Annotated in this window: 26 protein-coding genes; 2 read left to right on the forward strand and 24 right to left on the reverse strand. The window is 36.6% G+C overall.

Annotated features, from left to right (window positions below):
* Nucleotides 1-116: 116 nt before the first annotated feature.
* The gene (locus tag ACLBWW_RS03040) at nt 117-1,427 is read right to left on the reverse strand and encodes a DEAD/DEAH box helicase (RefSeq protein ID WP_000194012.1); all 1,311 of its coding nucleotides are present in this window, start codon (nt 1,425-1,427) and stop codon (nt 117-119) included.
* Between the two features lie 180 nt (nt 1,428-1,607).
* On the opposite strand from ACLBWW_RS03040, the gene vrrA reads away from it, so the two are divergent.
* The gene (gene vrrA, locus ACLBWW_RS03045; protein WP_048541532.1) at nt 1,608-2,342 is read left to right on the forward strand and encodes a VrrA/YqfQ family protein; all 735 of its coding nucleotides are present in this window, start codon (nt 1,608-1,610) and stop codon (nt 2,340-2,342) included.
* A gap of 89 nt (nt 2,343-2,431) precedes the next feature.
* Nucleotides 2,432-3,382: a 4-hydroxy-3-methylbut-2-enyl diphosphate reductase gene (locus ACLBWW_RS03050; protein ID WP_000706674.1), complete on the forward strand. Its 951-nt coding sequence runs from the start codon at nt 2,432-2,434 to the stop codon at nt 3,380-3,382.
* A 40-nt stretch (nt 3,383-3,422) separates the two neighbouring features.
* Here the strand turns inward: ACLBWW_RS03050 and ACLBWW_RS03055 are convergent, their stop codons facing one another.
* The 23 genes from ACLBWW_RS03055 to dnaJ all read right to left on the reverse strand — a co-directional run bounded on the left by ACLBWW_RS03055 (nt 3,423) and on the right by dnaJ (nt 25,403).
* On the reverse strand, nt 3,423-4,544 hold the full coding sequence (locus ACLBWW_RS03055; RefSeq protein ID WP_098047954.1) for a Nif3-like dinuclear metal center hexameric protein: 1,122 nt from the start codon (nt 4,542-4,544) through the stop codon (nt 3,423-3,425).
* Nucleotides 4,541-5,248: a tRNA (adenine(22)-N(1))-methyltransferase gene (locus ACLBWW_RS03060; protein ID WP_098047955.1), complete on the reverse strand. Its 708-nt coding sequence runs from the start codon at nt 5,246-5,248 to the stop codon at nt 4,541-4,543. The genes ACLBWW_RS03055 and ACLBWW_RS03060 overlap by 4 nt, the downstream gene beginning before the upstream one ends.
* A gap of 165 nt (nt 5,249-5,413) precedes the next feature.
* A complete protein-coding gene (gene cccA / locus ACLBWW_RS03065; RefSeq protein WP_000828145.1) occupies nt 5,414-5,770 on the reverse strand; it encodes a cytochrome c550 in 357 nt (118 codons plus the stop codon).
* A gap of 385 nt (nt 5,771-6,155) precedes the next feature.
* Nucleotides 6,156-7,283 carry an RNA polymerase sigma factor RpoD gene (gene rpoD, locus ACLBWW_RS03070; RefSeq protein WP_000764061.1) on the reverse strand — a complete coding sequence of 376 codons (1,128 nt, stop codon included), beginning with the start codon at nt 7,281-7,283 and terminating at the stop codon, nt 6,156-6,158.
* 59 nt (nt 7,284-7,342) lie between these two features.
* Nucleotides 7,343-9,139, reverse strand: a complete 1,797-nt coding sequence (gene dnaG, locus ACLBWW_RS03075) for a DNA primase (protein ID WP_048541525.1) — start codon at nt 9,137-9,139, stop codon at nt 7,343-7,345.
* Nucleotides 9,140-9,990: 851 nt separating this feature from the next.
* Nucleotides 9,991-10,803 (reverse strand): pyruvate, water dikinase regulatory protein, encoded by an 813-nt coding sequence (locus ACLBWW_RS03080; RefSeq protein WP_000368941.1) that lies wholly within the window; start codon nt 10,801-10,803, stop codon nt 9,991-9,993.
* Between the two features lie 29 nt (nt 10,804-10,832).
* Nucleotides 10,833-11,465: a helix-turn-helix transcriptional regulator gene (locus tag ACLBWW_RS03085; protein ID WP_002077328.1), complete on the reverse strand. Its 633-nt coding sequence runs from the start codon at nt 11,463-11,465 to the stop codon at nt 10,833-10,835.
* 107 nt (nt 11,466-11,572) lie between these two features.
* The gene (gene recO, locus ACLBWW_RS03090) at nt 11,573-12,319 is read right to left on the reverse strand and encodes a DNA repair protein RecO (protein ID WP_000487012.1); all 747 of its coding nucleotides are present in this window, start codon (nt 12,317-12,319) and stop codon (nt 11,573-11,575) included.
* Nucleotides 12,320-12,352: 33 nt separating this feature from the next.
* Nucleotides 12,353-12,496: a YqzL family protein gene (locus ACLBWW_RS03095; protein ID WP_000883924.1), complete on the reverse strand. Its 144-nt coding sequence runs from the start codon at nt 12,494-12,496 to the stop codon at nt 12,353-12,355.
* A 176-nt stretch (nt 12,497-12,672) separates the two neighbouring features.
* Complete coding sequence (gene era / locus ACLBWW_RS03100; protein WP_001080239.1) at nt 12,673-13,578, reverse strand: GTPase Era; 906 nt, start codon at nt 13,576-13,578, stop codon at nt 12,673-12,675.
* Complete coding sequence (locus tag ACLBWW_RS03105; RefSeq protein WP_048541523.1) at nt 13,571-13,969, reverse strand: cytidine deaminase; 399 nt, start codon at nt 13,967-13,969, stop codon at nt 13,571-13,573. The genes era and ACLBWW_RS03105 overlap by 8 nt, the downstream gene beginning before the upstream one ends.
* A gap of 99 nt (nt 13,970-14,068) precedes the next feature.
* Nucleotides 14,069-14,422 (reverse strand): diacylglycerol kinase family protein, encoded by a 354-nt coding sequence (locus ACLBWW_RS03110; RefSeq protein WP_000715485.1) that lies wholly within the window; start codon nt 14,420-14,422, stop codon nt 14,069-14,071.
* Nucleotides 14,419-14,889: an rRNA maturation RNase YbeY gene (gene ybeY / locus ACLBWW_RS03115; RefSeq protein ID WP_000054689.1), complete on the reverse strand. Its 471-nt coding sequence runs from the start codon at nt 14,887-14,889 to the stop codon at nt 14,419-14,421. Before ybeY ends, ACLBWW_RS03110 begins: the two co-directional genes overlap by 4 nt.
* Nucleotides 14,886-17,030 (reverse strand): HD family phosphohydrolase, encoded by a 2,145-nt coding sequence (locus tag ACLBWW_RS03120; protein ID WP_048541521.1) that lies wholly within the window; start codon nt 17,028-17,030, stop codon nt 14,886-14,888. Before ACLBWW_RS03120 ends, ybeY begins: the two co-directional genes overlap by 4 nt.
* Nucleotides 17,031-17,223: 193 nt before the next feature.
* Nucleotides 17,224-18,183 carry a PhoH family protein gene (locus ACLBWW_RS03125; protein ID WP_000840500.1) on the reverse strand — a complete coding sequence of 320 codons (960 nt, stop codon included), beginning with the start codon at nt 18,181-18,183 and terminating at the stop codon, nt 17,224-17,226.
* Between the two features lie 3 nt (nt 18,184-18,186).
* A complete protein-coding gene (gene yqfD / locus ACLBWW_RS03130) occupies nt 18,187-19,386 on the reverse strand; it encodes a sporulation protein YqfD (RefSeq protein WP_048541519.1) in 1,200 nt (399 codons plus the stop codon).
* Between the two features lie 178 nt (nt 19,387-19,564).
* The gene (yqfC, locus tag ACLBWW_RS03135; RefSeq protein WP_000732264.1) at nt 19,565-19,858 is read right to left on the reverse strand and encodes a sporulation protein YqfC; all 294 of its coding nucleotides are present in this window, start codon (nt 19,856-19,858) and stop codon (nt 19,565-19,567) included.
* 108 nt (nt 19,859-19,966) lie between these two features.
* Entirely contained in the window at nt 19,967-20,410 is a 444-nt protein-coding gene (locus ACLBWW_RS03140) for a GatB/YqeY domain-containing protein (protein ID WP_000054579.1), read from the reverse strand.
* Nucleotides 20,411-20,425: 15 nt separating this feature from the next.
* Entirely contained in the window at nt 20,426-20,599 is a 174-nt protein-coding gene (gene rpsU / locus ACLBWW_RS03145) for a 30S ribosomal protein S21 (protein WP_000048061.1), read from the reverse strand.
* Nucleotides 20,600-21,065: 466 nt separating this feature from the next.
* On the reverse strand, nt 21,066-22,418 hold the full coding sequence (mtaB, locus tag ACLBWW_RS03150) for a tRNA (N(6)-L-threonylcarbamoyladenosine(37)-C(2))-methylthiotransferase MtaB (protein ID WP_000108688.1): 1,353 nt from the start codon (nt 22,416-22,418) through the stop codon (nt 21,066-21,068).
* Between the two features lie 6 nt (nt 22,419-22,424).
* Entirely contained in the window at nt 22,425-23,174 is a 750-nt protein-coding gene (locus ACLBWW_RS03155; protein ID WP_064474770.1) for a 16S rRNA (uracil(1498)-N(3))-methyltransferase, read from the reverse strand.
* A 146-nt stretch (nt 23,175-23,320) separates the two neighbouring features.
* The gene (gene prmA, locus ACLBWW_RS03160) at nt 23,321-24,259 is read right to left on the reverse strand and encodes a 50S ribosomal protein L11 methyltransferase (protein WP_048541517.1); all 939 of its coding nucleotides are present in this window, start codon (nt 24,257-24,259) and stop codon (nt 23,321-23,323) included.
* 28 nt (nt 24,260-24,287) lie between these two features.
* The gene (gene dnaJ / locus ACLBWW_RS03165; RefSeq protein ID WP_000043954.1) at nt 24,288-25,403 is read right to left on the reverse strand and encodes a chaperone protein DnaJ; all 1,116 of its coding nucleotides are present in this window, start codon (nt 25,401-25,403) and stop codon (nt 24,288-24,290) included.
* Nucleotides 25,404-25,437 lie beyond the last annotated feature (34 nt).

Consider the following 25,437-nt stretch of genomic DNA (forward strand, 5'->3'; position numbering starts at 1 on the left):
CTAAAACACTACGCAAATTGTAACTGGCTACACCGAAACTTTAATCAGTGTTTTTTCATTCCCCACCAATTATTATCCCGCAAATATCCGGATAAAAAAAGATAAGGGGGCTCCCCTTATCTTTTTTTATTGCTATATTTTTTCTTCACTTTATCACGTTCTGTTGCAAGTTTACGTTTATAGTTTGGTTTTACTTTTTTCGGCTTTTTAATAACTTTCGTTGCCATAACATCAAGTTCATCATTTGGTTTTTTACGGCTCTTACGACGACGACGTTCACCTAAATCCGCCCACTCATCTCCGCGTAACTCTACATGCTTGAACTCAATATGACGTTGTTTTTCTAAACTATCTAACGCTTCTTCGTTTGCTGGATCATAAATCGTCACTGCAATACCTGAATGCCCCGCACGTGCTGTTCTTCCAACGCGGTGAACGAAGAAATCTAAATCTGATGGAAGTTCGTAGTTAATAACATGACTAATTCCTTCAATATCAATACCACGTGCTGCTAAATCAGTTGCAACAATATATTGGAATTCAAGATCACGAATTTGTTTCATCATTTTTTTACGATCACGCGGTGATAAATCTCCGTGAATTCGTCCAACTTTTAAGCCACGTTCCATTAATCCGTCAGCAACCTGATCCGCCATCTTCTTCGTATTCGTGAAAACAACTGCTAAATACGGTTTAAATTGTAGCAACATTTTGTTCACTAAATCGATTTTGTTACGATGTTTAGAAGGTACTAAGTAATGCTCAATATTTCCAGCTGCAACTTGTTTTGGATTGATATGAATATGCTCTGGATTCTCCATATATTTCTTCAGAAACGGTTTTAGTTTTTGAGGAATTGTTGCAGAGAAAACTAGCATTTGCAAGTTTCTAGGCATGCGTGATGCAATTTTGTCTACATCATGAATGAATCCCATATCAAGCATTAAGTCTGCTTCATCGACAATAATAGTATTTGCTTTATGAACAAATAATGCTTGTGCTTCTACTAAATCTTTAATACGTCCTGGTGTTCCAACTACAATATGAGGTTGTTTTTTCAACTTTTCAATTGATCGTTGTTTATCAGTTCCACCAATTAAACAACGTGCTGTAATCATTTGATCTTCCGCACAAAACTTTGTTAATTTCACGATTTCTTCGTAAATTTGTTGTGCTAACTCACGAGTAGGCGCTGTAATAACAAGTTGTACTTCTTCACGACTTGCATTAATTCTGTTCAATGTAGGAAGTAAGTATGCATGTGTTTTCCCAGAACCTGTTTGGGATTGTCCAATTACACTTACACCTTTTTTCACGACCGGGAAAATTTTCTTTTGAATTCCTGTCGGCTCTGTAAAGCGTAGTTCACGAACTGCATCTATTAAAAATGGTTTAAAATCATACTGTGTAAAAGTTTGTTGTGTCATAAGTTACACCTTCTTTCTAAATTTCTACTGCGCGCACAAATCAGCCAAGTCTACATTATATCGAAATCTACAAGTAAAATCCATCTTTAGTTTAGGTTTTTACTTCAAAAACTAACCTTCTTCCCTCTTATTGCATATTGTATGTGTATATACCTAACTGAAGAAAGGAGGATTTCTCACATGTTTCCCAAATCCCACACAAGGCAAATGTATCCGAATCAAGGACAGCAACCTTATACACCATATCCAATTCCACAACTACCACCGATGGCGCAAAAAAAGAAAGGTTTCCTTGCTAAACTCTTTAAAAAACACGATCCAACCGAGCCTTTCATGCAAATGGTTCCACCTTATCGACAAATGGATGGACCGCCGCCAATGATGCACCAGCAACCGCCGCCCCAATATCAACAACAATACCAATACCAACAACAATACCCGCAGCAATACTCACAACAATATCAACCATACATGCAACAACATCCAGAGCAAATGATTCCCCCTCAAATGTATGAATCAAATGAAACGCGCGGCGGTGCAGCAACTACAGCAGCATCAAGTAGCGGCATCGGCAGTTTTTTTGCAAATTTAATTTCGAATCCAACTAATATGATAAACAATATTGAAAAAGTATCCCAAGTCGTTCAATCTGTAAGCCCTGTCGTCGAACAGTACGGTCCTATTATGCGTAACCTACCAAGCATTGTTAAAATCCTCACCTCTGGAAAAAGTACGGAAGAAAATCCAACTAAAAATCCAACTGAAGACATAACAGAAAAGGTTGAGGTAGCAACTCCGCCTCCTCCACAAAAAAAAAGAAAAAGAAAAAAAATAGTGATTGAGCCTGTCATAGAAAAAGAATTACGAGAGGAGCCTGTTCAAAAAATAGCAACAAAACCAAAACTATATGTGTAACAATCCTTTGTTTTCTATCCATTCCTCCTTTATAATGTAAAAGACTATGCACAAAAGTATCCCTTGTTTAGAAGGAGAGGATTACTCATATGAAAATTGTTAAAATTTCCCCTCGTGGTTATTGCTACGGTGTTGTGGACGCGATGGTTATTGCACGTAACGCCGCATTAGATACATCATTACCAAGACCTATTTATATTTTAGGTATGATTGTTCACAACAAACATGTAACAGATGCATTCGAAGAAGATGGCATCATTACATTAGACGGTCCAAGTCGATTAGAAATTTTAGATAAAATCGAATCTGGTACTGTTATTTTCACTGCACACGGTGTTTCTCCAGAAGTTAAACAACGTGCAAAAGAAAAAGGTTTAACGACAATCGATGCCACTTGTCCAGATGTTACAAAAACACATGACCTTATTGAAGCAAAGAAAGCTGAAGGTTACCATGTCATTTATATCGGCAAAAAAAATCATCCAGAACCAGAAGGCGCAGTTGGTATTGCACCTGACATCGTTCACCTTATCGAAAGAGCTGATGATTTAAAAACATTAGAAATTCCAACAGATAAAATTTTAGTTACAAATCAAACAACGATGAGCCAATGGGATGTTCAACATTTAATGGAGGACATTCAGAAAAAATTCCCAACAGCAGAATTCCATAAGGAAATTTGTTTAGCAACTCAAGTTCGCCAAGAAGCTGTCGCTAAACAAGCTGATGTTGCAGACTTAACAATTGTTGTCGGTGATCCGAAAAGTAACAACTCAAACCGTTTAGCACAAGTATCACAAGAAATCGCTGGTACGAAAGCATATCGCGTTGCAGACGTAAGTGAGATTAAATTAGAGTGGCTACAAGGTGTAGAAAACGTAGCTGTTACAGCAGGTGCTTCTACTCCAACTCCAATTACAAAAGAAGTTATCGCTTTCTTAGATCAATATGATCCAATGAATCCCGCTACATGGGAGAGAGTTCGAAAAGTACCATTACAAAAAATATTACCTCGTGTAAAAGTGAAAAAAGAACAATAATAAAAACCGTTGCCTATATGAGCAACGGTTTTTATTTTTCTTATACAAATGTAAATGGATCCGTATGTAATTGCGAAGCATGAATGTGTACATTGAATTTCTTTGCATCCACTTTTTCTTGTAATTGCTTTTGTACACCTTGCTTCATTACTTTTTCAACGTTATGTCCTGGGTCAACTATATTTAAACCGAGCATCATAGCATCATGAGCAACATGATAATACATGTCACCCGTTACATATACATCCGCTCCTTTAAATTTAGCTTGATTGATGTATTTGTTACCATCGCCACCAAGTACAGCTACTTTGCGCACTTTATCATCTAATTTCCCAACAACTCTTGCGCCCTTCACATCTAATGATTGCTTTACATGTTCCGCAAACTGTCCAAGTGTCATTTCTTCTTGTAAATATCCTATTTTTCCAAGCCCTAATGTTTCACCTTTGTTATCAAGTGGATACACATCATATGCTACTTCTTCATATGGATGTGCAGTTACCATTGCTTTAATCACTTTTCGTTGTAGTGAAGCTGGAATTATCGTTTCGATTCGCACTTCTTCTACGCGTTCTAACTGCCCAGTTTCCCCGATATAAGGATTTGTTCCCTCTTGAGGTACAAACGTGCCTGTACCCTCGCTATTAAACGTACAGTGGCTATAATTGCCGATATGACCAGCACCTGCGTCTCCTAATGCTTTTCGTACTTCTTCTGCATGAGTTACTGGCACAAACACAACAACTTTTTTCATTTCTTCTGCATATGTCGGTGCCAAAACTTCTGTATTTTGCAATCCTAACGCCTCAGCAAGTAAATCATTTACCCCGCCCTTAGCAACATCCACATTTGTATGTGCTGCATAAATGGCGATATCATTTTTAATACACATTTCAATAATTCTTCCGTACGCTTTATCTGTATGAATCGCTTTTAACGGATTAAAAATTAAAGGGTGATGTGCAATAATGACATTCGCCCCTAATTGAATTGCTTCATCCACAACTTCCTCCGTTACATCTAACGCAATCAATACGTGTTGTACGGGTTTATTAAGCGCTCCAATTTGCAGGCCAATCTTATCTCCTTCCATCGCCAAATGCTTCGGATACATACTTTCAAATAAAGAAATAATTTCATGGCCATTTGGAATTTTACTCATGATAAAACCTCCCCTATCATTTTCATTTTCGCTTCTACTTCCGCACGCTTCACTTTTGTTTCTTCAGAATCAGCCGCACGTTCTAACTGCTTTAAAATATTTTGGAAGTTTTTCAATTCTCCTTCCCATTTTTCAACGAAAGCTTCACTTTTTTCTTTTATTAAAAATGGTCCCATAAACAATTCAGCTTGTTTATTTTCAGAATAAGGCGACGCGATGTTTCCTCGCTCTCCTACTAAAATCTCGTAAATTTTCCCATCTTCTTTTACGATTTTTTCATGGATAAGTTCCCATCCATTCTCAATAAACCATTCACGAATGTGATGCGCTGCAATATTCGGCTGTAAAATTAAACGCGTTACACCTTCTAATTTTTCTTTACCACTTTCTAAAATGTCACGAATTAACGCCCCGCCCATTCCGGCAACCGTAATTACATCTACTTCTCCTGGCGCGATAACAGCTAATCCATTCCCTTTACGCACATCTACTTTATCTTGTAAGCCACTTTCAGCTACAGTTGCTTGCGCAGAGCGAAATGGCCCCTCTACAACCTCTCCTGCAACTGCTTTTGTAGCAATATTATTTATAATTGCATAACACGGTAAATACGCATGATCTGATCCAATATCAGCAACTGTAGATCCTACCGGTATTTCACGCACAACTTCTTCTAATCGTTTTGAAAGCTTTACTTCATTCATGTATTTCCATTACTCCTTCTCTTGTCAGTCTGTCTCCATGATAATGAATTTATAGTAGTTGTTGCAAGCCTATAACAACAATTCACTTCTCTATCATTCATCGTATTTTAGAAAATATAGAAAAACAAGCCTTTTGCTTAAGCAAAAGGCTTGTCATACGGAACTTTATTTTTTCTTCGATAACCAATCAGCTACTTTAGCAGCTTGATCAGCTGGGACTATATTTGGTGGCATGTTCCCTTTACCTTTCGAAAGAATTTCTTTAATTTCATCTTTTGAAAGTTTCCCACCAATTTTTTGCAAATTAGGTCCTACTGCCCCTTGTAATTGATCACCGTGGCAGCTCGTACAGCTTTGTTTCACAATATCCTCTGGCTTTGATGCTGTTTGTGCTGGCTTCCCGCCATTTTTTGCATCAGCTAACTCTTTAGATTTATTTAGCCCCTGAAATGAAAATACAAACATAACGATAATACCTAATGCTGCAATAAGAGCGAACGGAATCAGCGGATTACGTTTCATATCTCTTCTCCCCCCTCTATCCCCCTAAATAGTTAGATGATTCAGTCATTTCTATTGTACTTGAAAACGCTCTATCAGAAAAGAGTAAACTACTAATCGTTAAAAATATTCCATAAATTCAGTTTATTGTTTTTTATTGTTATATCGCTTATTATTTCGATAATTATTAACGTTTCTCATCATATTTTTCACTTTTCTACATATATTTTTGTATAGAATACACAAAATTAATCGAAAAATCGAAAAATGAGCATTTGCAAATCAAAAGACAATTCTGTAAAATAAATTACAAGAAATTGTAATCGTTGCTGATAGCTAAAGTTTAACAAAAGTTAACAAAATAAAAAAGTTTACTTCACAAAGGTGAAGTAAACTTAAAGGTAGCCTATTCTAAGAAATCCTTAAGACGCTTACTACGGCTTGGATGTCTTAATTTACGAAGTGCTTTTGCTTCAATTTGACGGATACGTTCTCTCGTTACGCCGAATACTTTCCCAACTTCTTCAAGCGTACGAGTTCGTCCATCATCTAAACCAAAACGAAGACGTAGAACATTTTCTTCACGATCTGTTAGTGTATCTAACACATCTTCTAATTGTTCTTTTAGCAATTCATACGCTGCATGGTCCGCAGGCGATGTTGCTTCTTGGTCTTCAATAAAATCACCTAAATGGGAGTCATCTTCTTCACCGATCGGTGTTTCAAGAGAAACTGGCTCCTGTGCAATTTTTAAGATTTCGCGTACTTTTTCTGGAGCAAGATCCATTTCTTCACCAATCTCTTCTGGAGATGGTTCGCGTCCTAAATCTTGTAGTAATTGACGTTGTACACGAATTAACTTATTAATCGTTTCAACCATATGAACTGGGATACGAATTGTTCGTGCTTGGTCTGCAATCGCACGTGTAATCGCTTGGCGAATCCACCAAGTTGCATACGTACTAAATTTGAAACCTTTACGATAATCGAACTTTTCAACCGCTTTAATTAGACCCATATTCCCTTCTTGGATTAAGTCTAAGAAAAGCATACCACGGCCCACGTAGCGCTTTGCAATACTTACTACAAGACGTAAGTTTGCTTCTGCAAGACGACGTTTCGCTTCTTCATCGCCTTCTTCAATACGCGTTGCAAGTCGAATTTCTTCTTCTGCAGATAGTAAATCTACACGACCAATTTCTTTTAAATACATACGAACGGGATCATTGATTTTAACCCCAGGTGGTACACTTAAATCATTAAGGTCAAATTCTTCTTCCGCTTTTGTAATTTGGCGATTATTAGGACCTTCGTCGTTATCATTATCACCAACTAAGTCAATCCCTTGTTCACCTAAATATTCATAGTATTCATCCATTTGATCGGATTCAATTTCAAATCCATTCATGCGTTCTGCAATCTCTTCATATGTAAGAACGCCACGTTTTTTTCCGAGCTCAGTGAGTTGTTCTTTCACTTGCTCAAGGGTCATTTCAGTTTCAATTTGTTTAGAACGAGCTGGTTTGTCAGCCATCTGTTCCCCTCCTTACGCGAGATACAAACATTCATTATACTAAAAATTTATCAAAAAAGCTATTTTCTCGCTTTTTGATTTTGTAAATATGCTACATAATACTTAGCAGCCTCTACAGGATCTGTTTTTTCCATTTGTTTTACCTTAAAGATGATTTCCATCTTTTCAAGTTTTTCTTGATGACGGGTGAGCGTCTCCAAATGGCCTTGTAACACTTCTTCTGTGTATTCTGGATTAATAAATTCATCCGTCGAAATATCAGTGATAATATTTTTCAACTTTTCATCAGAGAGCCAACTTAAAAATGTTCCGACTGAAGGTTCATTTCCCTTTTCATAATATGCGTATAGTTCATATAAAATCCCTTTATGTTCTTCTGTATGAAAATCTTCTATGTGGGATTCCATACGAACAGCCACTTCTGGACTTTGCAACATATGATAAATAATTTCTCTTTCTGCCCTTTCAAAACCTGTTAACTTCGGTTTTGTTTGAACAATTTGAGACGGCTTAGAAACCTGCTTTACTTGTTTTTGCTGTACCTTTTGTTCTTTGCGATATTGGTGCAATTGATTCAAAAGAGTTTCCATTGAATACGAAAATTCTTGCGATAATGACTTCAAATATGATTCTGCCTGCATCGCATCCTGTAGCAACGATAACTCTTTTAAAACACTTTTCACATATTCTTCTTTGCCAGACTCATCTTGCAAATTTTTCCCTAAACGCAAATAATTTATTTTAAAACCAACAAAACTTATACTTGATTTCACAAGATTTTCAAAAGCAGTTGTCCCATATTGTTGCACATATTCATCAGGATCAAGCTTATCTGGCAAGGATGTAACTTTCACTTGGCAACCAACTTTTAGCAATAATTGCCCTGCTTTCATCGTTGCTTCTCGCCCTGCTTTATCACCATCATAGCAAAGAACAACAGTTTCAACGTTACGTCGCAGAAGTTTTGCTTGTTCTTCAGTTAAAGCTGTTCCCATTGTCGCGACAGCTTCTTCCACACCACTTTTTACCGCAGCCATTACGTCAGCATACCCTTCAAAAAGGACCACTTGCCCACGTTTTCTAATAAAAGGCCTCGCTTGGTGGAAGTTATACAACAATTTACTTTTATGAAAAATCGGTGTTTCAGGGCTATTTAAATATTTCGGAGTGTCATCTCCTAATGCCCTTCCACTAAACGCTATCACTTTACCTTGTAACGTATAGATTGGAAACATAACTCTTCCACGGAAGCGATCATAATGACTACCATCCTTCTCGCTTCTTATGAGAAGACCAGCTTGTTCCATACTAGACAGCGATAAACCTCTTTTTTGTAAAATTTTCGTTGCTGCATCCCAAGCAGGTGACGCATAACCAATTTCAAACTTCTCAATCATCTCTTTCGTAATACCACGTTTTAACAAATACGAAAGTGCTTCATTTCCTTCTTCTGTATTTACTAATAAATGATGATAATACTTTTTCAAAAGTTCATGAGCCTGTTGCATGATGACAGTGTCATCAGATATGTCTTCTTGTTGTCCTTGCCCTGATGTATACTCTGCAACCGCCATTCCATTTCTTTCACCTAGCTTTTGAACAGCCTCGGTAAAAGCCAATCCTTCCATTTTCATTAGAAAGGAAAATACATTTCCACCTTCTCCACATCCGAAGCAATGAAAAATTTGCTTATCAGATGAAACAGAGAATGAAGGAGAATTCTCACCATGAAATGGACAAAGGCCAAAATAGTTACGCCCCTGTTTTCTAAGTTGAACGTATTCACCAATCACTTCTACAATATCCGATGACGTCCGAATCTGTTCAACAACTTCTTCGGGAATTCTGTTCCCCATAAATCCATCTCCGTGTCGTATTTTGTATTCGATAAAAATTAAAAAATTCCTTTATAATTCGACAATATTTTTTCTAAACTTATTAGAAAGTGTTGTCGATCACGTTATCAAACGATTTTGTAGGCCCTTTTCTGCGTAATTTCGCAGATACGTACCTACTATATAAAATTGTATCCATTTGCTCACCTGTTACAAATGTACCTCCTGGAGACAATACATATACAATTTTTTTACAAGAAGACTAGCAAGCACCATATCCTATGTGATCAAGAGATCTGTTTTTTGCATGTTGATACATATAAAAAATCAACTGTAGCTTATTCAGTATCTACATAGATCCAATTTTCCTTGCTACTTCCTTAAACGATGAGCATACGATGTGACAAACAAAATTTCGACATGAACTTTCGTTCCAACTTGCACAATTTTCAGCATTCACAGGCTATGCATCTGCATCAACTAATACGATATTGATGTTTTGCATATTTCTGTATTCTACATCCCTTCTGCGAATCCTTCCATAATGTGCGTTTTCTTGTATAGATTTTGTCGATTTAACGTAATTACATGTCTTTTCGTAAATCCTATCCCTAGTTTATTCTGAAAAATTAAAGTCTAAACGTAAAATATAGGTTTTTATCACAATTTTTTATTATAATATATTTTCTTCAACTACGCTACATATCCCTTTATTTTTTCATCTTCTATTTCAGGATAACGAAACCCTGCCTTTAGCATAATAAAAAGACAGAAGAATATAAGTATAACCACTCCGCTATAATCTATTACGAAATCAACAGGTATTGTGTTTCTCACGAGCGAAAAAAGCACATTCACCTTTGGTAAATGTGCTAAAACAATTTTTGGTTTTGCACTGCATTCACAATAATGTTGGCTGTTTCTTCAATCGCTTTATTCGATACATCAATTACTTGACAATTTATTTTACCAACTACATTCTCAAAGTGATCAATTTCTTCTTTAATACGATTAATATTGGCATATGTTGCACCATCACTTAGTCCAAGTGATTTCAATCGCTCTTTTCGAATATGATTCAACTTCTCTGGCGTAATTTTCAAACCGAAGCATTTTTCTTTAGCCACTTGATATAACTCTTCAGGCGGATCTACTTCTGGTACGAGCGGTACATTAGCAACTTTCAAACGTTTGTTATGAGCTAAATATTGAGAAAGCGGTGTTTTTGATGTGCGCGAAATCCCAATCAACACGATATCTGCTTTTAAAATACCACGCGCGTCTCTACCATCATCATACTTTACAGCAAACTCAATCGCTTCAATCTTTTTAAAGTATTCTTCATCTAATCTACGAACAACACCCGGCTCATATCTTGGTACTTGCCCAGTAATTTCTTCAATTTGATCGATAAGAGGCCCGATAATATCATATGCCTCTACGCCTTCTTTCGCAGCCTCTGTCACTAAATACTGACGCATGTCAGGCTTTACTAACGTAAAACAAATAAGCGCTTGATTGCTCTTAGCAATCGAAATCACTTCTTTTAATGTCCCTGTATCTTCTACATACGGTACACGTCTAATATCAGGAGCAAATGGGAATTGCCCCATCGCTGCTCGAACAACCAAATCAGCCGTTTCTCCAACAGAGTCAGATACGACATATACGATTTTATTATCCATTATATTACCTCACTTTAAACAAATTACACTTATTCGTTATTTACTAAGTTTACAAACGCACGTGTAATATTTGTTTTTGTAATTCGTCCAATCACTTCTAAACCTTGCTTCGTATCTTTCACAACCGGCATCGCATCAATCTGTCTTTCTATTAATTCCATCGCAATATCATATAAAGAATCCTCTCTACGACACATCGCAATGTTTGGCATCCTTGTCATGATAATATTAACCGGAAGAGAGGTTAAATCCTGCTTTCCAAGGCTAGCTCTTAATAAATCTTTACGAGACACAACACCAACTAATAGAATCGCCTGATCTACAACAAATAAGGTACCTACGTCCTCTAAAAACATTGTACAAATCGCATCGTATACTGATACATTTTTATCAATTACAGCTGGTCTAGATTGATAATCTTGTACTTTAATTTTCTTAACAGCCTCAGATAATAGCTGCCCCCCGGTTTTACCCGTATAAAAATAACCTACGCGTGGACGCGCTTCTAAATAACCAGCCATCGTTAAAATTGCTAAGTCTGGTCTTAGTGTTGCACGTGTTAATCCTAATTGCGCAGCAATTGACTCCCCTGTAATAGGACCGTGATCTTTTACAATCTGAATGATATGTTCTTGCCGTTTATTCAGCTCTATGATAATCACCACCTTTAATGCACAACGAAAAAAGTTATACTATCTCTTAAATATTATATACTAAATATGCTATTTGAAAAAGATAGGATGTAAAAAGGACCGTATACGGCCCCAAATTATATTTGAAACTTATCAAGTTGTTCTAAGAAACGTCTTGACTTTAAATAAATCCCGCAATATTCATCATAATATGTATTCAATACTAAACGCATTTGTTTTTTTGTGCTATCCTTCACCGATACATTGCCAAGTCTATGTAAATCGAAGTGGTAGAAAAGACGTAATAATTTATGAACAGCTTCCCCCACTGGTATACGATACTGGTCTTGCTCAGCATGACGCGAGCACAGAAAACCGCCTTCCCGGACAGAGAAGGCGACAAAATCTGTTTCTTGATGACAAATCGCACATGTATCAAAGTACGGGCGCATCCCTAATACCGGAAGCATTTTCGTTTGATAAATTAATGATAATACTTCTGAATCAACACCCTCACACATATAATGCAACGTTTGATATAACATTTCAAATAAATATGGATTATGTTTTTTATCTTCTGTTGCTTTATCAGTTAACTCAACAATAAATGATGCATAAGCAGTTAAAAATATATCCTCGCGAATTTCTTTCATAGTTGAAATAATCTCGCCTTGTTGCAAAGTTCCAAGTCCAGATCCCATTTGAATAAGAAAATTACCATGGGTCATAAGTTGCGAAACAGATGCTAACCGGCTTTTCGGTTTTTTCGCTCCTCTTGCCATTGCACTTACCTTACCCAATTCTCTTGAGAATATTGTAACAATCTTGTTCGTTTCTCCGTAATCTGTCGTACGGATAACGATGCCCTCAACTTTTTGAAACATGTTCGTCACCATCCAAGGTTTGAACAAAACGGGTCAAGAAATTGGAGAGTCTAGATGCGCTAGCTCCTCTTCATGTTGATCCATCTCATCGTTTACGTCTTTTTCCATTTCTTTCAAAAGCAAGTACGTTTCAATGCTTCCTGTTTTGGAGAAAAACTTCCAGGTAAAATCTAGCATAAGAATCCACCTTTCTCAATAAGCGTAGCCTATAAACCAATTTCCTTTGTTGTTATTAAATTGACCCATTTTGTCCATTTTCATGTGAGAAAAATTTTTCCTAATTTATCAAAACTCATAAAAACCAATAATCAGCGGATGAACAAAACATCCGCTGATTACAGCTTTACTCTATTTTAGTACTCGTCTTCGCGGAAACCAAGGTCACGAAGCTGAGACATTTTATTACGCCAATCTTTTTGCACTTTTACCCATACTTCTAAAAATACTTTAGAACCAAGTAATGCTTCAATGTCAAAACGAGCTCGCTTACCGACTTCTTTTAACATCTTTCCTTGCTTACCTATAATAATTCCTTTTTGTGATGCACGTTCAACAACAATCGTTGCGTTTATATAAACCGCTCCTCCCTCACGTTTTTGAATTGCATCAATAACAACCGCTACAGAGTGCGGCACTTCTTCACGTGTTAAATGTAATACTTTTTCACGAATAAGCTCTGAAATAATAAATCGCTCTGGATGATCCGTTACTTGATTATCTGGATAGTATTGCGGTCCTTCTGGTAAATACTTTTTAATTGTTCCAATTAAAGCATCCACATTATTGCCGTCTAATGCAGAAATTGGTACAATCTCTGCAAACTCATATAGTTTACGGTATTGATCAATTAACTCTAATAATTGCTCTGGATGAAGTTGGTCAATTTTATTAATTACTAAAAATACTGGTTGTTTCGTTTCTTTTAATTTCTCAATAATGAATTCCTCACCGCGACCAAATCCTTCAACTGCATTGACCATAAACAGAACAATATCAACTTCTTTTAATGTCGTTTGAGCCATCTTCACCATGAAGTCGCCTAATTTATGTTTAGGTTTATGTATTCCTGGTGTATCAATGAAAATTACTTGTGAATCATTTTCTGTATATACGCCTTGAATTTTATTACGAGTTGTTTGTGGCTTATCACTCATAATGGCAATTTTCTGGCCGATAATACGATTTAAAAATGTAGATTTCCCAACATTCGGTCTGCCAATAATAGAGACAAAACCTGATTTATAACCTTTTCTATTCATGTAAATCCTCCGCTAAAAATGCTCCTGGTAACAATTCTCCGACTGTCGTCTCTTGAACGTCACCATGTAAATTTGATAGGTATACTTTCGTATCCTGTTTACATAATTCTACCATAACTTGTCGACATGCTCCACAAGGAGGTACTGGACGCTTTGTATCCGCCACAATCGCGATAGCTAAAAACTCTTTATCTCCTTCAGAAACCGCCTTAAATAAAGCTGTTCTTTCTGCACAATTACATAAGCCATATGATGCATTCTCAACATTACATCCACGATATACTTTTCCATCCTGTGTTAATAATGCTGCACCTACTTGAAATTTAGAATATGGTACGTACGCTTGTTTACGCGCTTCGATTGCTTCTTGAATTAATTGTTTACTATTCATATTCCCGCATCCTTCCTGTCCACAGCTGTGAATAGATACACTCTCTCATTAAAGGCCTTTACGGCACTTTCAAAGCTTCATAAAAGCTTTGGAATGCAACTATACCACATACGGCAAAAAGATAATAGCACCAATTATAACGGCTATTATCGCAAACAATAAAACCGATCCGGCTGCGACATCCTTTGCAATTTTCGCAAACGGATGTATATCGGTAGTCGCTAAATCTACTGTTTTTTCCACAGCCGTATTTACCATCTCTAAACTCATTACAATTCCTATTACAATAAGTAATACCATCCACTCTACTTTCGTAATATGGAAATAAAAGCCGCAGCATATAACAATGACTGCGGCTACATAATGAATTTTCATATTGCGTTCATGACGAAGACAAAAGAATATACCTGCTATAGCATATCCAAAACTATTTATAAGTTTTCCTTTTTTCATCGACCTAATCCAAATGCCTCTAAAATTTCTTTTTGTCTTCCAAACATTTCTTTTTCATCCTCTTCTGTCATGTGGTCATAACCAAGTAAATGTAAAAAGCCATGTAACGCTAAAAAGCCAAGTTCACGATCAAAAGAATGTCCATACTCTTCAGCTTGTTCTTTCGCTCTCGGAATAGAAATAATAAGGTCACCTAACATACGAGGCATCTCTGCACCTACAATTTCCATTTCTCCTTCTCCCATTTCTTCCATAGCAAAGGAAATGACATCAGTAGGCTGATCCTTATCTCGGTAATCACGATTAATCTCGCGAATGCGTTCGTTATCTACAAATGTCACTGATAACTCCGCACCATCCTCTATTTTTTCCATTTGAGCTGCTTTTTCTAATATCTCACGAATTAAATTCACATATTCTTCTTTCACTTCTTCTGTTTCATCAATGAAATCAATTAATAAACTCATTCTTTCTCCTTCTCTTCCGGTGGTTCCGGATATGTAATACGCGAATGGAAAATACCATTTAACGTTTCACATAACGTTTTTCCAACGATTTGTAGTTCCTTAAACGTCAAATCACATTCACTAAATTGACCATCTTGCAGGCGATCTTTAATAATACTTTGTACTAAATTATTAATTTGATCTGGCGTTGGGTGATTCATAGAACGTACCGCCGCCTCAACACTATCAGCAATACCAACAATTGCCGACTCTTTAGAAGTTGCTTTTGATCCCGGATAGCGAAACATCTCTTCTGTATATTTTTCTTTATCTTCTTTAATCGCCTTATAATAAAAATATTTAAGTAATGTTGTACCATGGTGTTGTCCAGCAATATCGATAATTTCTTGCGGAATATGATATTCTTCGAGCATTCTGACTCCATCTGTTACATGAGCAATGATAATATCTTTACTCGTCACAGGATCTAATTTATCATGTGGATTTTCAATTCCCATCTGGTTTTCAATAAAAAATTGCGGTTGTACTGTTTTTCCTACATCATGATAATACGCCCCTACACGTGCTAATACACCATTTGCTCCAACCGCTTCACACGCTGCCTCAGAAAGATTCGCTACCATTACACTGTGGTGATACGTTCCTGGCGCTTCTAACAAAATTCTACGTAAAAGCGGATGATTCGGACTTGATAGTTCCATAAGCTTCATGCTTGATACAATTCCAAGTCCACTCTCTAAATACGGTAATATCCCCATAGCCAAAACGGATGAGATAATTCCTGAAACGGAAGCCATCAATAATTGCGTTCCAATTTCAAGAGGTGAAAAATTCCCATTACGTAATAATAATAACGCTGCTAAGACGACCACATTTAAGATAGAAACGAGTATACCAGCTTGCAAAATCATCGTACGACGATTTTTTTCTCTTAAGAAAATACTTACTGATAATGAACTTAACAACACATAAATACCTACACTATAATTCAGTGTACTTGTTACCCCTTCATTAAACATAATACTTCCGCACACAGAAAAAATCATACTTGTTAAAAATACAAATCGGTCGCCAATCATTAGTTTTACAAGTATTGTTCCCATCGCAACCGGGACAACATACGCAATTCCTGCATATTCAAGCTTTTGAAACAAACTAATCGTTTTCATTAAAACAATCGTGATAGATAAAATTGTAATATACGCTAAAATATACGGTCTATCTTCTCTTTTACGCTGTAAAAATACTTCAAACTGCTTATGCATAAAGTACAGTAACACACCAATGAGCACTGCTAATCCAACATAAGGCTGAAAACTATTACCTTTCTCTAATAAACCGACTAATTTCAACTGATTATACATATCACTTGAAATTGTTTCACCTTCTCTAACAATAACTTGTCCTTGAAGAATATAAACAGGTGGAATTAAATCTTCTTCCGCTTTCTTCTTCTCTTTCGTTACAGCCGGATCATAAAAATAATTTGCTGTAATCGCATATGATCCTAGCGCGTTCACAGCTTCCTTCAATCCACTATTCACATTAAGGCTTTTCATTTCATTAACAAATCGCTCTTTTGCTGCTATTTCTTCGGACATTTTAATATTTCCACCCATAATAACACTAATAGACGTTAGAGCCGCGTTCTTTGCTAATTCTAATTGATCCGGTTCTGCATTAATAAAATATAATAAATTCTCATCAGATAATTCCTTTGTTAAATTAGATGGCAACTTCTTCTTCAATTTTTCTAATTTATTTGCATCGGTCATCTTTTTTTGCTCTTCAGGTCCAGCAGCTTTCATCTCTTGAATTGCTTCATTTACCTTAGCAAAAACATCATTTACAATATCTACTCTATTTTGTTTATATTCACTTCTATATGTATATTGATCTCCAACTTTTTGAGCGGCCTCTTGTTTTTTTCTGTCCGTTATAACCTTATCTTCAATTTTAATAGGAGAATGAATTGTTTTTTTTGCAATAGAATACATATCAACATCTAATTGCTCTGGTTTTACATTATTCATAAGTGCAAAAAACAGCACTGCTCCTAATAAAACGTAAGAAATCCAACTTAGTTTTTTCGAATGTTGTAAATTACGAAACCACTTAGAAATTTCTTCAGATCTTAACATGATTTCAATACCTTCTCCTCTCCAGAAATAAAGTGAAACTATTTATAGCTTTCATTTCTTCTAACCAACAATACTTTTAAGTAACATTTTGATACACCAGCACCTATAGTTTATTTCTCTTATCTTTTATGATAGTAAAAAATATGCCGTTCGCCAACCTTAATACAAAAAGAAATGATCCTGACAAATAGGATCATTCCATTTTATCATATGCCTCAATAATACGTTGCACCAGCGGATGCCTCACAACGTCCGTTTGTTCTAATGTAATGAATGAAAGACCTGATACACCAGATAAAATGTTAGAAGCTAGCGAAAGCCCTGATTTTACCCCTTTTGGTAAGTCTACTTGTGAAGGGTCCCCCGTAATAACCATTTTAGAACTAAAACCTAATCTAGTTAAAAACATTTTTATTTGTGCACCCGTTGTATTTTGCGCTTCATCTAAAATAACAAATGAATCATCGAGCGTACGCCCTCTCATATAAGCAAGAGGTGCAATTTCAATTACCCCTCGCTCCATCATACGTTGCGTATATTCTTGTCCAAGAATATCGTGCAAAGCATCATACAATGGACGTAAATACGGATCTACCTTCTCTTTCAAATCTCCTGGTAAAAAACCTAAACTTTCTCCAGCTTCTACAGCCGGTCTCGTTAAAATGATTTTCTTTACATACCCTTGCTTTAAAGCTCTCACAGCCATTACTACAGCTAAGTATGTTTTCCCAGTCCCAGCAGGTCCCATTCCAAATACAATATCATTCTTCTTCATTGCATGAATATATCTTCTTTGCCCCATTGTTTTTACACGAATGGATTTACCTTTTGCCGTTTTAAAGATTTCTTCTTCATATAACTCTTCAAATTGAGCAATTTTCCCTTGTTGTGCGAGCTGAATTGCATACGCAACATCTCTTTCTGTAATTGATATACCTTTTCGAATAACAACAAGTAATTGCTGTAAGATTTTTTCTACGAGTGTCACAGTTTCAACTGCTCCAGATGCATGAACAGTTTCACCTCTAGTTACAATCGATACATTCAATTCCCGTTCAATTACTTTCAAATGAGCATCATTGACTCCAAAAAGAGCGATTGCTTCGTTAGCATTTTCCAATTGTTGGTTCATTTCTACTAATTGTTCTGCCATTACTCAGTCTCCTTGAATATCGGATTCGGATATTGGTTGTGGCTCTGCAATATTTTCGATCACAGTATAATGCAATGTGACTTTTAGTTGATCCGCCTCAACCTCTTTACTCAAAATCTTATCACTTACAATCATAGCATGTTCATCCAATTTTTTCTTTAGTTCTTTTTCAGCCATCTCTTTCGCTACTTTCATTGCCTGTTTTTCAGTATATTCCCGATTCGCTTCTTCCTCTTCTCGTACAATATCTTTTTCATACGCGATCGGCAGTGTAAAACCAAATAGTTTCACATCGTGTTTTACACTTTCAGTACGAGAGCGTTTATACTTATCATGTTGAAATCCCCATATTTTTATTTTCGCACTCCCAAATGTAAGGTAATGCTCATTATATGCATTGCCAGTATATACTTGAAATTGCGTCTTCAGTGGTACATTCACCTCAGATGTATACCACGTTTCTCCATATACAATACCTTTCGCCGAAACAATCGTCGGACTCTCCTCATTACCGTATACCCCTGATACGAGAAGCTGCCCTTTTTCGACATGGTCATTTTTCAAGACGACTGGTTTTCCTACTTCAACAAATGTTTTTGTCACAATCGCTTCTTTTTTTGCTACTAAATTTTGCGGCCTTTGTTCCTTTTCTTTTTTCGGCTCGTTTTTTTCAACAATTTTAAAATGATACGTCGTTCCTCTTATTTCTAGTCCCGCCCAAGTAATCGCATTAATATTGTCTGTCAAATGACGTTGTACATCTTCTACATTAGGCATTTGGAATTGTAATTTCCCTTTTTTAATACCCATTTTGTCCAATTCTTTCATCAATATATATTCTGTTTCAGGTTTCGCCCCTGTAATTTCAATTTTCCAAACCATATTGGATAATGCAATCATGCCAAAAAAGAAAATTAAAAAACCAATTAAGAATCCACTATTTTTAATTAAACGCTTATTCAAAAAGGGAAAACCGTAACGCCCAATAAAATATAGTTTACATTCATTTTTTCTATAAATTGGTTTTATTTTCTTCACATCTCGTAATAACATACAAAAAACTAACGTTTCATCAGCAATCTTCTTAACATCCCAAACTAATAATTTTCTACGTACACATTCGTTAACGAACCGTTCCGCTCCTCTACCTTCAATTCGTACTTTTACATATCCAAGCCATTTTATAAACCATTTATTTTTCATCTACTATCTCCACTACCTTTCCAAAAGTATACACACTACTTTTTTCACTTTAATTAGCAAAATAGCTCGTACGAAAATAAAATAAAGAGTTCTACCACCCATAAATAGCGAGATAAACTGAATAGTAAGGTTAAATCACGAAAATAACGAAGAAAAACTTCACATATGGAAGTTTCCCTCACTCCTCTTTTTTTTCGTTTTCTAAAAACGTCACTTGCTCAATTATTCCTTCAAGCAAAAGTTCTTCTGGAAGGATTGTTTTAATAATAAAGGATTGCCCTTTAATTAATAATTGACCGTGCTTTAATAACAATCTTACTTCTTTATCTGAAAACACTAATAAACCCCGATGATTTTCTATATAGATATGCACTTGCCCAACAAGCGTGATCCGAGGTAGATCCATTAGCACATCCACTGGCAGGTCTATTTGCTTTGTTAACCAATTCTTCATTTGTTCTAATTTTTTCATCTCAAAAGACCCCCTCTCATCCCATATGTATGAAAAAAGAGCTTGTAATATCACGTCCAAACTGAAAAAAAGCATAAAAAAACGTCTCATACGAAATGAGACGTTTTTTTATGCTAATAGCTGGATAACCAACTTATTCACAAGTGATCCGTCTGTTTTACCTTTTACTTTCGGCATAACAGCAGTCATCACCTTACCCATATCTGCTTTAGAAGTTGCACCAACTTCAGAAATAACTTGCTTAATTACATTCGCTAGTTCTTCTTCTGTTAATTGCTCCGGCAAATATGCGCTTAAAATCTGAATTTCACTTTGCAGTTTATTAACAAGGTCTTCACGACCAGCTTTTTTAAATTCAAGGAGGGAGTCCTTATACTGTTTTACTTCACGAGCTAAAACTGTTAATTCCTCTTCTTCAGTAAGAGTATGTTGCAGTTTAATACCTTCATTTTGTAAAGCAGCCTTAACCATACGAATAACGGTTAATTTTTCTTTTTGTTTATTCTTCATCGCTTGTTTCATATCATCGTTTAAACGACCGAGAAGACTCATCACTTACACCCTCTCTTAGAATTTACGCTTTCTTGCCGCTTCAGATTTCTTCTTACGTTTTACACTTGGTTTTTCATAAAACTCGCGCTTTCTTGCTTCAGCAAGTGTACCAGTTTTAGAAACCGATCTTTTAAAACGGCGAAGTGCATCCTCCAAAGACTCGTTTTTACGAACGACTGTTTTTGACATTCTCTTTCCCTCCCTCCGAAACATCACACTTACATACTAATTTCAGCATGCAAAAAGAAACCCTTCTTCAGCATGTCTTTTACGATTATAATACATTTTATCACTTCAGGTCAACTATTTGGCAGAATAAAAGAAGAATAGATGCCCTTTCCTGTTCAAAAGCTACGTAGATAGCTATTATCCTTTTCCCTGAAGACAACTATATTTTTATCATTACATCTTTTTTAATGCAGGAATGTACGAAACGACTACTCATTCGACGTACCTGCCTTTTTCAGTACTTAACTTCTCCACGAAAAAAAAGAAAGCATGCAAATCGTTTCCGTTTGCATGCTTTTTTTATCCCGCTATTTGCCGGGCAGTAAGACCCCCCACCTCAAAATTCAGCACAAGCAAAGAACTTAGGTAGGAATCCGGCTGATAATTAGTGGGGAGGAACAAAAACCCCACTGATTAAAGTTTCGTTTTATGCGCTTGCTGATTCTTTTTTTACATCATCTTCAAGAACACGAACAAATTGCGCTTCGTTATATGGATAACCAGCTTTCGTAATTTTCACTTTCACTAGCTTACCAATTAACTCTTCTGATCCTTCAAATACAATTTTTAAGTAGTTATCCGTATAGCCTACATATAACCCTTTACGGTCGCCCTCTTTAAATTGCTCTTCCGGAATGATTTCAAGCACTTCCCCTTCAAACTGTGACGCATACTCTTTCGCTAATTGGTTAGATAGTTCAATTAAACGATGAACACGATCATTCTTCACATCTTCAGGAACTTGATCTTCCATACGCGCTGCAGGTGTTCCTGTACGCTTTGAGTACGGGAATACGTGTAACTCAGAGAAGCGATTCTCTTTAATGAAATTGTATGTTTCCATGAATTCTTCTTCTGTTTCACCTGGGAAACCAACAATTACATCCGATGTAATCGCAAGGCCTGGTAACGCTTCTTTCAATCGATCTAAACGCTCTTGGAAAAATTCCATCGTATACTTACGACGCATACGCTTTAATACAGTATTAGATCCAGATTGCAATGGAATGTGCAAGTGACGTACAACAACTTCAGACTTATCTAACACTTCAATTACTTCATCTGAAATCTGACTCGCTTCAATAGAAGAAATACGAAGACGTTTTAATCCGCCTACTTCCGCTTCCATATCACGAAGTAATCCAGCTAAGTTATAATCTTTAATATCTTCACCGTACCCACCTGTATGAATACCTGTTAATACGATTTCTTTATAACCTGCATCTACTAATTGCTGTGCTTGTTTAATAACTTCTTTTCCATCACGAGAACGCATTAAACCACGTGCCCAAGGAATAATACAGAATGTACAGAAATTATTACAACCTTCTTGTATTTTTAAAGATGCACGTGTACGATCCGTGAAATAAGGTACATCCAGTTCTTCGTATACACGTGTTTTCATAATGTTGCGGACCGCATTAATTGGTTGACGCTCTTTGCGGAATTCTTCAATGTATCCTAACATCTTTTCACGATCCTGTGTACCAACTACAATATCTACACCTGGAATCGCCATAATTTCCGCTGGAGATGTTTGTGCATAACATCCCGTTACACAAATAACCGCATCCGGATTTTGACGAACAGCACGTCTAATAACTTGACGGCTTTTCTTATCCCCCGTATTCGTTACTGTACACGTATTAATAACATATACATCAGCTTTCTTTTCATATTCAGTTCTTTCATATCCACCTTGTTTAAACAATTGCCAAATGGCCTCTGTTTCATAGTGGTTTACTTTACAACCTAACGTATGGAACGCAACAGTTGACATTGATCATCACCCCATCAATTCAAAATGATACGAAGCAGCACTTAACGCATATAACGGCGCCGTTTCTGTTCTTAAAATTCTTGGTCCTAAACTACATGGTACAAATTTATGTTCACGAAGCGTAGTAATCTCTTCCTCCGCTAAACCACCTTCTGGTCCAAATACAATCAATAGTTTTTGGCCTGGTTTCATCGTCGTTAAAGCTTTAGCAAAATTGGATTTCTCACCTTGTTTTGCTTCCTCTTCGTACGCAACAAGACATACATCATACTCATTACTCATTGAAAGCAATTGCTTAAATGATGCCGGAGCATGCACTTCTGGAATTTCGCTTCTATGCGATTGTTCCGCAGCTTCTTTCACAATTTTTCTTAAACGCTCAACTTTTTTATCAGCTTTTTTCGCATCCCATTTTACAATAGAGCGAGATGCTTGAAATGGTAAAAATGCGGCCGCCCCAAGCTCAGTTCCTTTTTGGAAAATTAACTCTAGCTTGTCTCCTTTTGGCAGTCCACTTGCAATCGTCACGAAAACAGGAAGTTCACTTGACGCCTCTACCCATTCTACAATAGCCGTATTAATAAATTCACTGGTAATTTCATCAATTGAACATACTGCTGTTTTTCCGTTTACACAGCAATAAATGTGATCGCCAGCTGACATACGCATCACTCTTGCAATATGATGTACGTCATCACCTACAATGCGAATACTTGTCTCATTTACATATTTCTCTTCTACAAAATAACGTTGCATATAATCACCTTAGTAGAGTTTCGTTCCTTTCGTAAGTCAACACTTACGAAAAGAACGAAACGTTATCATTTTTTCATATAACAAACGGCAAGTCCCTCACCTTATAGTGAGAGACTCCCCCTTTTCATTATAAACTAAAATCTATATTACGCATTTCGTGCAATAATTGCTACCCAATCTTCCATTCGTAATACTTCTTCAATTGTAAATCCAGCTTTTTCTAGCGCTTCAGAAATTATCTTTTCCTTCGCTGCAATAATGCCCGATGTAATAAATAATCCGCCCGACTTCACAACTCTTGCTGCATCCTCAGGGAATAAAAGAATAATTTCTGCTAATAAGTTAGCTACGATTAAATCAACAGGACCTTCAATACCTTCTAAAAGACTATTTTGCCCAACAGACACGATATCATCTGTTTTATTTAAACGTACATTCATTTCTGCACTTTCCACTGCAACCGGATCTAAATCATACGCTTGAACAGAAGACGCACCTAATTTTGCCGCTGCAATACTAAGTACACCAGAACCTGTTCCTACATCAATGACAGTATCACCTGGCTGAACTGTTTTTTCTAAAGCACGAATACACATCGTTGTTGTCGGGTGAGTTCCTGTCCCAAACGCCATACCTGGATCTAATTCAATAATTTTTTCTTCCGGAGAAGCTGGTGTATATTCTTCCCACGTCGGCACAATTGTGAATGTATCAGAAATTCGTACTGGATGGTAATATTTTTTCCAAGCAGTAGCCCAATCTTCTTCATTGACTTCGTTAACGGTAATATTTCCAGTACCAATTTCGATGTCGTAAGATGGAAGCATATCAATAGATGATTTTACACCCGCAATCGTTTCCTGTAAAGAATCCGTTTGTGGGAAATATGCTTTTATTAATACACCTTCCGCCGGATATTCATCTGGGTTCAATGCATAAATTTCACCATATTGTTGCTCGCGCTCTTTCGTCAACTCCGCTGGATCCTCAATCGCAACTCCACTAGCACCAGCTTCATGTAAAATATGAGAGACAGCTTCTACTGCTTCTTCTGTTGTATGAATACTAACTTCTGACCATTTCACAATTTACCAACTCCATTTTTTATTTCCATTATTCCCCTTTGAAAGCACGTTTAAGCTTTCCAAATAAACTATCATCCTGCTCTTCTTGTCCCGCAAATTCACGTAATAACTCTTTTTGATGTGAAGTTAATTTCGTCGGTACAACAACACGAACGACTACATATTGATCTCCTTGACCGTATCCACGTACGTTCGGAGCACCTTTTCCTTTTAAGCGGAATTCTGTTCCTGTTTGTGTTCCTGCTGGAATTTTCAGCTTCACTTTCCCATGAACAGTAGGAACTTCCACTTCAGCACCAAGTGCCATTTGCGCAAATGTTAATGGCATTTCACAAATAATGTGATCTCCTTCACGCTCAAAGAATTCATGATTTCTCACATGAACAACAACATATAAATCTCCTGCCGGTCCGCCATTTACGCCCGCTTCACCTTTTCCAGATACACGAATTTGTTGACCATTATCAATACCTGCTGGAATTTTAACATTGATTTTTTTACGTTTACGTACTTTACCAGAACCGTGACATGTCGTACATTTTTCTTTAATCATTTGACCAGTTCCTGAACAATGACCACAAGCTTGACGGTTTACAATACGACCAAATGGTGTATTTTGTTCTACACTTACTTGCCCTGATCCTGAACAATGTTTACATGTTTCTTTTGAAGTTCCTGGTTTCGCTCCGCTACCTTTACAAGTATCACATGGATCTTCTACTGGAATCTCAACATTTAATTCTTTACCAAAAATAGCTTCCTCAAACTCTAAAGTAACTTGATATTGTAAGTCAGCACCTTGACGCGGAGCATTTGGATCACGACGTCTACCGCCACCGCCGCCAAAGAACGAACTAAAGATATCTTCGAAACCGAAGCCACCACCGAAGTCTCCTCCGCCGCCAAAGCCACCGAAACCTTGATTTGCACCAGCATGACCAAATTGATCATATTGCGCGCGCTTTTGATCGTCGCTTAATACTTCGTATGCTTCTTGTACTTCTTTAAACTTTTCAATTGCATTTTCTTCTTTACTTACGTCTGGATGGTATTTTTTAGCCAAACGACGATACGCTTTTTTTATTTCATCTTTTGAAGCACCCTGGCTAAGTCCAAGGACCTCATAATAGTCTCGTTTACTCATAAATTTACAACCCCCGAATCTTTCACATAAACGT

Source organism: Bacillus sp. M5A3_1b, from assembly GCF_053345335.1.